Raw genomic sequence first — 12,568 nt, 5'->3', positions numbered from 1 at the left:
CAATATATTCAGTTCTACAATTACAAACGCAGACATTCGGCAATAGATTATAAGACGCCACATCAAAAATATAATGAGTTAAAAAAAGCGGCTTAAAATCTCTCCAGAAAAACTTGACCATTACAGCGAACCATTGGTCTAAGGCGTTAAATAGCGCTCGGATCACTTGCTCATTTGTGTCTTGCTGCTGCCACAGGGCTGGCAGTAAGCGCCATGTTACTGACCAACACCACACATCCGCCAGCAGGAGCTAACCCGCTGTTAATTATGTTATCAGGCCAAAGTTGGGATTTTTTATTTACCCCAGTACTACTTGGGGCCGTGATTATTGTGCTATTGGGGAAAAGCATGCACAAATTACAATTGAGACTACAAAAAAGCACCTGAAATCTTGGAGGTTGGCGTTATAGTCTCAGCAGCCTTAGATTATCACTTTGTTTTTAATGTAAATTTAATTTCAAATAGCTCACTAATGCCGGGATAAATGACTTGAATTAAGTCTTTGAGTTCGGCTAATGGCATGTTTTCTTGTTTGGCGTGGGCTGAGTTTAATGCATCAAATTGTACGGCTTGACAGCTGATGATTTGAATATCGCAAAACCAGCGCTGGCTCTCAAAGGTATACACGGGAATAATTTGCCCGGGATATACCTTGGCATCAGATGCTTCTCGCAGGGTGATTGTTTTGCGCTGGCTGAGTATATCGGCCTCAAAGCGCTCAAAAAATGAGATGCTGGTTTGGGGGGCGCTGGTGCTTGAGGTGCTATTTTTTGGGGTGTTCACTTTTGTGGTTTTGCTGTTCAGGGGCTGGTTCATAGGCCTATGGCGTCAAGGGAAACGTGTTAAGGCTTGATTTTAAAGGGCGGGCTTTGGCTTCACAAGGGAAAAGTGCTGAGGGTTTAAAGACTGTGACTTTCGTCTTGGGGCAAGCTTGGGTATCATTAGGCCATAGCACATTCCATTAGGTCTTATTTTGCCAATTTCAGCCACAACATCACCAACATCAGAGCTTTCATCACTGGCACTCCTTGAACAATTAACACTCATTTCTCAGTTAAGCGCGGCTGAGCAAGCCATAAAGCTTGTCGAATTTTCATCCATCAAGCGTTTTCAACTCTCAGCACAGTTGAATGAGTTTCCAAGGGCGCTATTTTTATTGGCAGATACCCTTGAAGTGATAGATTTATCAGCCAATAAGCTCACTGAATTGCCTGATGATTTTGGTCGCTTCCACGCGCTTAAGATTTTATTTCTTTCTGATAATCAGTTTACTCAGTTACCAAAGGTATTAGCCCATTGCCCTAACTTAACCATGGTAGGGTTTAAGGCTAACCGCATTGATACCGTGGCAGAAGATTGCTTGCCTCATAAGCTTAGTTGGTTGATTTTGACCGATAACAAGATAACTCAGCTGCCTGATTCTATGGGTCAGTTAACCCTGCTGCAAAAATGCGCCTTAGCGGGTAATGCCATAGCGCGTTTACCTGACGCTATGGCTAAGTGTCAGCGCTTGGAGCTACTGCGAATTTCTGCTAACAAGTTAACCGAGCTGCCGTCTTGGCTATTGAATTTACCGCGATTATCTTGGCTGGCTTTTGATGGTAATCCTGTAACTCAAGCTTCGCCCCAAGCGGTTATTCAAGGTAAGGGCAGCAACAATGTGGCCGTTAACGCATCATCAAGCACCACAGCCCTTGATGATGCGCTACCTTTAGTGGCCTTGTCACAGCTTGATATCGGCGCTGAGCTTGGTAGGGGCGCATCTGGGATTATTTATCAAGCACAGTGGCAAGCTGTAGATGTGGACGTCTCTAAATCTGTGGCGGTAAAGCTGTTTAAAGGCGCGGTCACCAGTGATGGCTACCCAAGCAATGAGTTAGCCTGCAGCTTAAAAGTGGGTTTACATCCTAATATTATTCCTGTGTTGGGGCAGGTGGATCAGCCAGAGGCACTGGGGTTAGTGATGGGCTTGATTGCACCAAGTTTTGTTAATCTTGGCCTGCCGCCATCACTCAACACTTGCACCCGCGATACCTTTGCCGCAGGGACAATATTCACTGCGCGCCAAGTCTTTAATATTGGCATACAAATGGCCGATGCCATGGCACATTTGCATGCCAAAGGCGTGAGCCACGGCGATGTGTATGCCCATAATATCTTGATAGAGGGCGACGATAAGCTGATTTTTGGTGATTTTGGTGCAGCAACGGATTTATCCGCTTTGCCACTCGCCCAGCAGCTTGCCATGGAGCAGATAGAAATTCGCGCTTTTGCTTGTCTGTTGGAAGATTTATTAGGCTTAGTTAGCATTACTGATGTAGATAAAGGATTAGTCAATGACTTAACGGCCATCAAACAAGCATGCATAACAGACGCGACTCATGAAAGGCCAAGGTTTAAGCTGTTGTGTGAGCAGCTCAACAAGCTGGGCTTGCGTTACGGGCTTAAGTTACAGGCTTAAGTTAGGCTCATGTTGAGGCTGGGCTCGTCTTTCAAGATAAATGAAGTTGTGCTTAAGATGAAGGAGTGCTTATCTCAGGATTTAACAAGGGGCCTATGGCGGATAAAAAGTCAGCTTCGTCGACATTAGTCATGGACTGCAGTGCAGAGAGTTTGAACTCGCAGCAGCAAGCCGCAGAGTGGCAAGGATTGATCGCTAAAGTGCGGGCATGCACCTTGTGTGCTGATGTGTTAACTCATGGGGTGCGGCCAGTGCTGCAGTGCCATCCGATGGCGCGGATATTAATTGCAGGCCAAGCGCCCGGGCGAAAAGTACATGAGTCTGGGGTGCCTTTTGATGATGCTAGCGGCGAGCGCTTACGAGCTTGGCTCGGGGTGAGTAAAGAGACCTTTTATGATGAGCAACAATTTGCCATCTTACCTATGGGCTTTTGTTATCCGGGTAAAGGGCCTTCAGGAGATTTAGCGCCGTTGGCGATTTGCGCTAAAACTTGGCGACAAGCCTTGATGGCCGCGCTGCCCAATATCAAGCTCATCTTGGTGATAGGTCAGTATGCCATGGCCTATCATTTACCTGATCAATTGTTACAGTCTCAGCCACCATTGACGGCTTCACAAACTGCTTCACCAACCGTTTCACCAGCTAAGCGCAGCCTCACCGAGACTGTCTACACTTGGTATCAAAATGCTGATGAGTCACCAAGCAAAGATAACAGCTGCTGGACGTTACCTTTGCCACACCCCAGTCCGAGGAACAATATTTGGCTCAAGCGTAATCCTTGGTTTGAAGTGCAATGCATCCCTAAGGTGCAAGCAAAAGTTGCTCAAGTGCTATTGAAGCGAGATTGAAACAAGATTAAGGCAGAAGCTGACATAGGCCTGCACAGGATTTAAAAGCAAAACGCCTTAGCTAGGGGGAACCCGCTAAGGCGTAATGACACTTCAATGAGTGGGTTTATTACTTCGAGATGGCTTAGTTATACCAAGCTTCAGAAGGATCCTCATCCTCTTGTTTATTTTGGCCTTTGCTCTGGGCTTTTACCCAAGCTTTATGCTGCTCGTGCTCGGCAAACGCGGCATTAATTTCTTCCATCACAGAATCCACATCAGCATCCACCAAGACTTCATCAAACAGGCCCGTGAGCTCTGATTGCGGCGTCAGTGCAGAGGTTTCATAGAGATGCCACATTTCCTTTGCATAAGCCGTGTCGCTTAGCTGAGGAGCAAACTGAGCATAATACTCAGTCATGTTAGTGACATCGCGGCCAAACATACGCTTGGCGTTATTGTTTGCAGCAGCATCAATCACTTGAGGTAAATCTATGATCACCGGGCCTTTATCATCAATAAGCACATTAAATTCTGACAAATCCCCATGAACTAGGCCCTCACATAGCATGAGTTTGATGTAATCCATGATAATACTGTGGTGAGCAAGCGCCTGCGCCTCAGTAAAGCTCACATCATTGAGTCTTGGGGCCACAAGACCTGCTTCGTCTGTGATAAGTTCCATCAACAGCACGCCATCAAAGCAGCCATAGGGCGTAGGCACACGAACGCCAGCCGCTGCAAGCTTATACAGTGCATCCACTTCTGTGTGTTGCCAGGACTCTTCTTGCTGCTGGCGGCCAAACTTAGAGCCTTTCTCCATCGCGCGGGCTCGACGAGTGTTACGTACTTTGCGGCCTTCTTGATATTGAACGGCTTGCTTGAAACTACGTTGGCTCGCTTCTTTATAGACTTTGGCACAACAGATCTCATCGCCACGGCGGACCATATAGACAGTGGCTTCTTTACCACTCATCAATTGGCCTAACACGTCATCAATTAAACCTTCGTCAACTAAAGGCTGTAGTCTTTTTGGTATTTTCATAGCACCTTAACAAGTAAATCACTCAAACTGAGGTTCGGGGTGAAACAAGAGTATATACAGGATCGTGATATAGATGGCAATTCCAACGCTGAAAACTGCAAGTGGCTGGTAAAAAAGTGAGCTAATCATAGCGCTAGGATGATATTTTCAGCGACTTGAACATATTTGCAGCATTCGAACTACGCAAACACTAATTTTAGTTGATCCAAATTTTTAAATCAGTAAAGTATGCAACATCTTCAGCAGACAAGCCGATTTGTCGTTGAAAGTGCAAAATTTAAGGCTTATGTTTGAACGATATTCGTCAAATGTAAACCACAGAGTTTGCCCGAGTGGTGGAATCGGTAGACACAAGGGATTTAAAATCCCTCGCTGAATAAGCGTGCCGGTTCAAGTCCGGCCTCGGGTACCATTATTCTCATTGAGAATGCAGTTAAGCCTCGATTATATCGAGGCTTTTTTGTATCTGTAATTTGGTTGAAAGCGCAAAAGTATAAAAGCGTAAAAGGATAAAAGTAAAATCCCTCGCACTCTTTGTTGAAAGTAAGGCGAGCCGGTTCAAGTCCGGCCTCGGGTACCATTATTCTCATTGAGAATGCAGTTAAGCCTCGATTATATCGAGGCTTTTTTGTATCTGTAATTTGGTTGAAAGCGCAAAAGTATAAAAGCGTAAAAGAACAAAAGCAAAATCCCTCGCGCTCTTTGTACTCTTTATCGACAAGGAGGTAAGGCGCGCCACTTCTCATAGCGAGAATAGTCCGGCCTCGGGTACCATTATTCTCATTGAGAATGCAATTAAGCCTTAACGAAAGTTAGGGCTTTTTTGTTTCTGAAATTTGGTTGACAGCGTAATACCAATTAGCATTGAAGTGTGATCTAGTTGAAGAGTAGCTTTTAAAAACTCATTAGTGACACTCAATTTAATAGGCTCATCATGGCAATTAGCGAGACGACCTTCTGAGACAGGACGTCGAAGAGAGCTATAGGGACATATCTACGCGTGTCGACGAGCAAATGCAATGATGAGTCGATCATTGCATATCAAAATTTTAGTCTATGATTTTGATACTCAAAGCCACCATGAAGTTGGGAAGAATTAAATCGTAATTGGTATAAAAGCAAAATCCCTCGCGCTCTTTGTACTCTTTATCGACAGTAAGGTAAGGCGTGCCACTTCTCATAGCAAGAGTAGTCCGGCCTCGGGTAACATTATTCTGATTGAGAAAGTAAAAAACCTCGATGGTGTCGAGGCTTTGTTGTTTAAGCAACTGTCTGCTTACTTCCCCTCAAGTTACAGGGGATTCTGAACTTAGCTTAGTACCCCACAGCTTCTGAGCCGGCGCGGCGTGGATCTGAGGCGCCCATAATGCCATTATCGCGCACCACAATCGACTGAGTGCTGCCAATAGACTGCTGCACTTTTACGTTATGGCCCTTAGCTTCTAAAAGTGAAACGGTGTCTGCGTTTAAGCTGCGCTCAACTAAAAGCTCATCGGGCTGCCATTGATGGTGCACTCTAGCAGCAGCGCTGGCTTCGGCGATATTAAGCTGGTGGTCAATGACGTTCATGATGACTTGCAAGGTAATATTGATGATCCGCGAACCGCCTGGGCTGCCGGTGACAATAAAAGGTTTGCCGTCTTTCATCACGATAGTGGGGCTCATGGAGCTTAAGGGCCGTTTATTACCTTCTACCGCATTGGCATCGCCGCCAATTAAGCCGTAACCGTTTGGAGAACCGGGTTTAACGGAGAAATCATCCATTTCATTGTTAAGCAATATGCCCGTGCCCGCCGCCACTAAGCCTGAGCCATAGCTGAAGTTAAGGGTGTAAGTGTTTGATACCGCGTTGCCAAATTTATCCACCACAGAATAATGCGTGGTTTGGGTGCTTTCATAGGGGGCAAGCAATCCTGGTTTGATTTCACTGCTGGGGGTGGCCTTATTGATGGCAATTTTCTTTGCGATACTGGCGGCATAGTCACGACTTAACAGGGCCGCTGTGGGCACGGTCACAAAATCTGGGTCACCTAAATACTCGCTTCTGTCGGCGTAAGCATATTTCATGGTTTCGGCCATCACATGGATAGTCTGGGCGGTATTGTGACCAAATTTATCGATAGGGAAGTGCTCTAGTACATTGAGCATTTCAATAATGTGGATACCGCCAGATGAAGGGGCGGGCATAGATACCACTTCATAGCCACGATATTGGCCGCGCACAGGCTCACGTTCCACCACTTTGTAATTGGCTAAATCTTCAAGAGTCATCACGCCGCCGGCATCTTTCACCGCCGCGACAATTTTTTGCGCCGTTTCCCCTTGATAAAAACCTTTACTGCCAAGCTTTGCAATTAAGCTTAATGAATGGGCAAGCTCAGGCTGCTTTAAAATGTCGTTAAAGGCTAAATTGCTGCCATCGGCCTTATAAAAAATCTTGATTGAGCTTGGCCACTGGGCAATGCGGGATTTCACCCCAGCAAGAGAATCTGCCAGATCTGAAGTCACAGAAAACCCTTCGGCGGCAAGCTTTATGGCAGGCGCCATCACTTGTTTAAGTGACATAGTGCCGTATTTAGTCAGCGCAAGCTCCATGCCCATCACAGTGCCTGGCACGCCAACCGCTAGGCCATGTTCGCGGCTGAGCTTATCAACGGCGTTGCCTTGCTCATCCAAGAAGATATCTTTGTGGGCCTTATTTGGCGCCGTTTCACGGTAATCGATGGCGATGGTTTTGTTTTCTTTGGCAAGGTGCACCAACATAAAACCGCCGCCGCCAATGTTACCTGCGCGGGGCAGAGTCACGGCTAAGGCAAAACCTACCGCCACAGCGGCATCAACCGCATTACCGCCTTGCTTGAGAATATCAACGCCAATGCGACTTGCCAGCGCTTCTTGACTCGCCACCATGCCGTGTTTCGCCCATACTGGCTGAGCCGTCGCCATCTGGCTGTAGATGGAGACATCGTTAGCTGATACCGTAGCAACACTTAAGGCTGATAGACTTAAGCCTATTGTTAAGCTTAAGGTGAGTAATGTAGGTTTAATATGAGGGAGTAATGGCACGTGGCGTCCTCGAAAAAGAGTCTGGATTGCAATGTGACATAATTATGGCCTAATAAACAAGTCTTTCATTAGCGGGGGGGATTTGTTGGCTTTTGTTTGAACAGTCAATTTAGAAACAAGCTTCATTTTAGAAAAGGTCAGCATAGCCTCATGAGTTTACAGATAAGCTTAGTTAATGATATTTCCCAAATAGGGCCCCAAGCATGGCACGCCTTGTTCGGCCTCGGACATCCCTTCACCCGTTATGAATACCTGCATGCCTTAGAGACTAGTGGCGCCTGCTCAGCAAAAACCGGTTGGCAGCCTAGGCATTTAGTCGTGACGAAAAAAGACACGGCTGTGGCAGAAAGCGCCCATGACGCGGCAGCCAAACCAGACAACATCATTGCTTTAATGCCACTTTATGAGAAACATCACTCCTATGGCGAATATGTCTTCGACTGGGCTTGGGCTGATGCCTATGAGCACCATGGGGTAGCCTATTACCCTAAATTGCTGTGCGCCATTCCTTTTACCCCAGCAACAGGCACTAGGCTTGCCATGGACTCAAGTCTTGATGATGGGCAGCAAGATGCTGTGTGGACGGTGGTGGTTGATTTTTTACAGCAGCAAATTATGACCCAAGGCTATTCTTCATGGCATTGTCTGTTTACCAATGCGGCTCAAAGCGCGGCATTGGCGCAAACTCACCTGACATCGCCTAGCCAGACACAAGTTAGTCGGGCGCAGGCTAATCAGCCCGAATCTAACCAAATACAGGCTAACAGCCAGACCTTTGCAATAAAGGGGCAACCCATAGCGCGGCTCGGGACTCAGTTTCATTGGTTTAATCGGGGATACAGTCAGTTTGATGATTGTTTGCAGGCCATGACCTCGCGAAAGCGCAAAAATATTCAAAAAGAGCGCGCCGCCATTAGCAAATTCGAATTGTCATTTGAGTTTATTCATGGCGATAACATTACTTCAAGCCACTGGCGCAGTTTTAGCTTATGTTACCAACAGACTTACTTAAAACGCTCTGGCCACACAGGTTACTTAAATAGTGATTTTTTTCAAACGATTGGCACTTCAATGGCTGATGCCATTAGGCTACTTAGGGTGAGTGACGCCTCTGGGAATGATATCGCCTACGCCCTGTATTTTGTTTCAAAGAATCGGCTTTACGGCCGCTACTGGGGGGCATTTGAGGATATCCCAGGGCTGCATTTTGAAGCCTGTTATTACCAAGGGATCGAGTATGCCATTGCCCAAGGGTTAAGCTGCTTCGATGCGGGCGCCCAAGGGGAGCATAAAGTGCTACGAGGCTTTGAGCCTATAGAAACTCACTCTTTTCACTCCATCGCCCACGAGGGTTTTAAGGGCGCCATCCAAGATTACTGCCAACAAGAAAGCCGCAATATGCAGCTCTACATGGCAGAGCAAGCAAAGAACTTGCCCTATAAAAGCAGCCAATAGTGAATGGTTTTCAAATGTGTTTTTGATGCAGGGATAAGGTGCAAGTTTGGTGGTCATATTCTGTAATCTAAGGCTGTAGCCTTGGTGGCTTGCTTGATAAACGGATTATTTAGCTGCTGCGCTTAGATCATAAACTAGGGTAATAACACTAGTATCACCACAGTAATAACGATAAGTAGAGCCCATATTAATGGATGGGTCCATATTTTTGCTTTCCGTTTGAATGCTAAATAGTGGCTTAAGGGCTTGAAGTTTACATAGCCATGCAATAAAGCTAACAGGGTAACTAGTAGCCCTAAGTAAAGATGTATGTCCTTGTATTGATGTTTAGCTATGCCCAAATATGACCATAACCTGGAAGCTTGTCCATGGGGGGCTAAGTACAAGAGTAATCCCGTCGCTGCTAATAGCGCTAGCATCAACATCATAGTAATTGCCGCATAAGGTCTAAATCGATTTAAATTCATACTGACTCCTAGTCATGAATCCTCATCTTAAGAAGATCCATGACTAGGCTAGCACTTTAGTTTGACTGTCAATGTGATATACATCATAGCGGCTTGATTTTTTGAGGGCGAAAATAGGACGTTGCGGTGAGTCAAGATAATAGCCAGCTGAAAAGCACCTTCTACGGTTGCACTGCAAGCACTCATTTGCTATTAGAGCATCTAGATAAGTGGTGACACTTTTCCAGTTGTTACCAGTACTTAAAAGTAGGCGACTCTCCCACTCTTTTGAATAACCGTATTTTCCAATCAGGTTAGCCTTCCATTGGGCTGTGCACTGTGGCTAACAAGCACAGTCTTGCGTGACTGTGCTGCCCTGATGTTGAAATTTAGGAGGCGCAGGCGCTGCCTGTTTTAAGGGTATGCAAAATACTGCAATCTTTAATCTGATGGTGTTTACAGCAAGAGGCGAGGGCGGCCAGTGATTGTTCAAGTAACGCCAATTCTCGCTGGGTTTGTTGGATCCGTGCGAGTTGCTCGGCAATGATATTGTCCACCAATGAGCAGGATGATTTGGGGTCGTCTTGTGTATCGACTAAGCGCTTAATATCATCCAGTGCAATATTTAATTCTCGACATCGCCTGACAAATATTAAGGTGTCTATGTCCTTTTGTTGGTAATGGCGATAGCCGTTAGCGGTGCGTATAGGGGCGCTTAATAACCCAATTTGCTCATAATAGCGGATGGTTTTTACCGACACCTGAGCCGTCGCTGCCAATTCACTTATTTTCAACTTGACCTTCCAGTCACTGTAACCTTTAAGCTTAAGCATATCATTTTTCGATTTAATCTTACTAAAGATTAAATCCGTTTCAAGGAAGTTGTATGTTTAGCTATTCTGCTGCGGCATCGTTAATCTTGTCGCTGGGTGTGATGGGCCAAAGTCAAGCGAGCACTGAAAAACACTCCGTGGATACCCAAGAGCAACACGTCGCCCACGGGCACGCCGCTCATCAACCGCAGCACTCAGATGCTGATGAGCATGGTGAGCATGGTGAGCATGACGATGAGCACGATCACGAAGAGAGCATGGAAAAAATTGTGGTGCAAGCCACTCGTTCAGGGCGGATTGCCGATGAGCAGCCGATTCGGGTTGAGTTAATTAACCGCGAAGAAATCGAAGAAAAAGCCGCCATGAGGCCGGGTAACATTTCTATGTTAGTCGCTGAAACGGGGGGCGTTAGGCTACAAACAACGTCACCTGCATTAGGCAGTGCCAATATTCGCTTGCAAGGTTTGTACGGCCGCTATACCCAATTGTTGGCCGATGGCTTACCGCTTTACGGCAATCAGGCAGGCTCCATTGGGTTGTTGCAAATTCCGCCCACCGATCTTAGCCGCGTTGAGATAGTTAAAGGCTCGGCTTCATCGCTTTATGGTGGCTCGGCGCTTGGCGGGGTGATTAATCTGGTATCTAGAACCCCAAGCGATGAGCTAAACGGCGAAGTATTAGTGAATGCAACCACACGCAATGGGCAAGATGTGACCACCTATGTTGAAACACCCTTAAGCGACAACCTAACAGGCTCACTGACAGCGGGCGCGCACCAGCAAGATGAGCAAGACATAGATAAAGACGGCTGGATAGATCTGCCAGGTTATGAGCGATATACCGCCCGTCCTCGGCTATTTTGGCAAGGTGATGCGGGCGAAACACTGTATTTAACCGCTGGCTTGATGACTGAGCAGCGCACCGGCGGCACTCTTGCCGATAATAAGTTTGCAGACAATCAGTTTGCGGATAATAAGTTTGCCGATAGTAAAGTTGCCGATGCTGGCACGTTTAAGCAATCTCAAGATTCAGATAGGTTTGACACAGGTTTAGTGTTTAGTATGCCTGTGCTTGAGTCACTGACCTTTAATACTCGTGCATCGGCTATGGTACAAGATCATACTCATGTATTTGGCAGCGACATAGAAGACGATCAACATCAGAGTTACTTGCTAGAAAACAGCCTTGCCGGTTACACAGATAACAGCGATTGGGTGCTTGGACTTGCGTATCAGTCAGAGATGTTTTCATCTAATACCTTCCCAGAGTTTGATTACACGTTTGAGGTGCCCGGCGCGTTTGCCCAACTCGATTATCAGCATTCAGAGCAAATCACCACCTCTTACAGCGTACGAGTCGATGATCACAGTGAGTACGGCAGCCAAGTAAGCCCAAGGGTGTCGCTACTGTATCGCCCCAATGAGTTAACCATCAGAGGCTCTTTTGGGCAGGGCTACTTTGCCCCTACGCCGTTTGTCGAAGAGATTGAAGCCGCGGGTTTATCAAGGCTCGCGCCGATTGAAAGCTTACAAGAGGAGCGCGCAAAAACCGCATCCCTTGATTTTACTTACACCTTTGACAATGCCGAAACCAGCTTAACCTTGTTTGGCTCTGACGTGGATAACGTCACCCAATTAGAAGCGTTTTCTGTTAACAACAATGGCAGCTTAGACGCTGTACGGTTAGTAAACGCAGCAGGCAAAAGTGAAATTCGCGGCGCTGAAGTGTTGCTGCGTTATTATTTGGGTGACATTAAGCTTACCGCAAGTTACTTGTATTTAGATGCGACTGAAGAGTCGCCCAATGGTTTAGCTCGAAAAGAAATCGCACTTACCCCACGCCATTCCGCTGGTTTTGTGGCCATGTGGGAGCAACACGGCAATTTTAGAGCAGGTTTTGAAGCCTACTATACCGGCACGCAAACCGTGAACGATAACCCTTATATTGATGAGACCGACCCTTATTGGCATCTGGGGTTAATGGGCGAAATTACAGTGGGCAGAGTCAGTTGGTTTATTAATTTAGAAAACTTACTCGATATCAAGCAAACCGATGAGCACCCAATGCTGCTACCCAATAGAGCCCCAAGCGGCCAATGGACGACAGACATTTGGTCTCGAAACGATGGCTTCATCGCCAATGCCGGTGTGAGAATTAAATTTGGTCATTAAGCTTGTTCATTCAGTTTGACTCTTAAGTTTGACCAAAGCGGGCATCAATATGAGTATTAATGAGCTGGGGGATCGCCCCAGCTCAGCGCTATATTGGCTTTCTAGCAACAAACCCTCACATCTCGCTTTAGCGCATCTTGAAAGTGCACTATGTTATTGTTTTACGTTGGCTGGGCTGATTTGTTGTCCAAGAGTTTTGATTTTGGAAGTAAATAGGATAGCTTAATAAACAGTAAGGTGGCTGGCTTCGTGGCGTTACAGAAT

The 12,568-nt window shown here is 46.4% G+C and carries 10 protein-coding genes and 1 tRNA gene; 6 read left to right on the top strand and 5 right to left on the bottom strand.

Annotated elements, in window-relative coordinates:
- Positions 1-174 precede the first annotated feature (174 nt).
- Positions 175-387 carry an HPP family protein gene (locus H5073_RS17165; protein ID WP_220488105.1) on the top strand — a complete coding sequence of 71 codons (213 nt, stop codon included), beginning with the start codon at positions 175-177 and terminating at the stop codon, positions 385-387.
- A gap of 42 nt (positions 388-429) precedes the next feature.
- Here the strand turns inward: H5073_RS17165 and yqfB are convergent, their stop codons facing one another.
- Positions 430-816 carry a N(4)-acetylcytidine aminohydrolase gene (gene yqfB / locus H5073_RS17160; protein WP_182680788.1) on the bottom strand — a complete coding sequence of 129 codons (387 nt, stop codon included), beginning with the start codon at positions 814-816 and terminating at the stop codon, positions 430-432.
- A gap of 157 nt (positions 817-973) precedes the next feature.
- Between yqfB and H5073_RS17155 the strand changes: the two genes are divergently transcribed.
- Positions 974-2,461 (top strand): leucine-rich repeat-containing protein kinase family protein, encoded by a 1,488-nt coding sequence (locus H5073_RS17155; protein WP_220488104.1) that lies wholly within the window; start codon positions 974-976, stop codon positions 2,459-2,461.
- A 152-nt stretch (positions 2,462-2,613) separates the two neighbouring features.
- Positions 2,614-3,309: a uracil-DNA glycosylase family protein gene (locus H5073_RS17150; RefSeq protein ID WP_404948411.1), complete on the top strand. Its 696-nt coding sequence runs from the start codon at positions 2,614-2,616 to the stop codon at positions 3,307-3,309.
- Positions 3,310-3,433: 124 nt separating this feature from the next.
- Here H5073_RS17150 and H5073_RS17145 read toward each other — a convergent pair whose 3' ends face one another.
- Complete coding sequence (locus tag H5073_RS17145; protein ID WP_182680787.1) at positions 3,434-4,333, bottom strand: PA4780 family RIO1-like protein kinase; 900 nt, start codon at positions 4,331-4,333, stop codon at positions 3,434-3,436.
- A gap of 326 nt (positions 4,334-4,659) precedes the next feature.
- Here H5073_RS17145 and H5073_RS17140 point away from each other — a divergent pair.
- Positions 4,660-4,745, top strand: a tRNA-Leu gene (locus H5073_RS17140).
- A gap of 902 nt (positions 4,746-5,647) precedes the next feature.
- Here H5073_RS17140 and ggt read toward each other — a convergent pair.
- Positions 5,648-7,381, bottom strand: coding sequence for a gamma-glutamyltransferase (gene ggt / locus H5073_RS17135; protein ID WP_404948410.1), 1,734 nt, complete (start codon positions 7,379-7,381; stop codon positions 5,648-5,650).
- Positions 7,382-7,549: 168 nt separating this feature from the next.
- Here ggt and H5073_RS17130 point away from each other — a divergent pair, with 168 nt between their 5' ends.
- Positions 7,550-8,854 (top strand): GNAT family N-acetyltransferase, encoded by a 1,305-nt coding sequence (locus H5073_RS17130; protein ID WP_182680785.1) that lies wholly within the window; start codon positions 7,550-7,552, stop codon positions 8,852-8,854.
- Positions 8,855-8,988: 134 nt separating this feature from the next.
- On the opposite strand, the gene H5073_RS17125 is transcribed toward H5073_RS17130, so the two are convergent.
- Both H5073_RS17125 and H5073_RS17120 read right to left on the bottom strand, forming a co-directional pair.
- Positions 8,989-9,321, bottom strand: coding sequence for a DUF4405 domain-containing protein (locus H5073_RS17125; RefSeq protein ID WP_182680784.1), 333 nt, complete (start codon positions 9,319-9,321; stop codon positions 8,989-8,991).
- A 368-nt stretch (positions 9,322-9,689) separates the two neighbouring features.
- Positions 9,690-10,133, bottom strand: a complete 444-nt coding sequence (locus H5073_RS17120) for a Cd(II)/Pb(II)-responsive transcriptional regulator (RefSeq protein WP_259394942.1) — start codon at positions 10,131-10,133, stop codon at positions 9,690-9,692.
- Positions 10,134-10,186: 53 nt separating this feature from the next.
- Between H5073_RS17120 and H5073_RS17115 the strand changes: the two genes are divergently transcribed.
- Positions 10,187-12,304, top strand: coding sequence for a TonB-dependent siderophore receptor (locus H5073_RS17115; protein ID WP_182680783.1), 2,118 nt, complete (start codon positions 10,187-10,189; stop codon positions 12,302-12,304).
- Positions 12,305-12,568: the final 264 nt, after the last annotated feature.

This window comes from Shewanella sp. SR44-3 (assembly GCF_014163735.1).
Classification (GTDB): Bacteria; Pseudomonadota; Gammaproteobacteria; order Enterobacterales; family Shewanellaceae; genus Shewanella.
The sequence above is the reverse complement of the archived record's forward strand: the minus strand, read 5'-3'. Positions and strand labels throughout refer to the sequence as shown.

Excerpts from the sequence above, each read along its gene's own strand:
- yqfB (WP_182680788.1), bottom strand. The coding sequence starts at position 816 with ATGAACCAGCCCCTGAACAGCAAAACCACAAAAGTGAACACCCCAAAA.
- H5073_RS17145 (WP_182680787.1), bottom strand. The coding sequence starts at position 4,333 with ATGAAAATACCAAAAAGACTACAGCCTTTAGTTGACGAAGGTTTAATT.
- H5073_RS17130 (WP_182680785.1), top strand. The coding sequence starts at position 7,550 with ATGAGTTTACAGATAAGCTTAGTTAATGATATTTCCCAAATAGGGCCC.
- H5073_RS17125 (WP_182680784.1), bottom strand. The coding sequence starts at position 9,321 with ATGAATTTAAATCGATTTAGACCTTATGCGGCAATTACTATGATGTTG.
- H5073_RS17120 (WP_259394942.1), bottom strand. The coding sequence starts at position 10,133 with ATGCTTAAGCTTAAAGGTTACAGTGACTGGAAGGTCAAGTTGAAAATA.
- H5073_RS17115 (WP_182680783.1), top strand. The coding sequence starts at position 10,187 with ATGTTTAGCTATTCTGCTGCGGCATCGTTAATCTTGTCGCTGGGTGTG.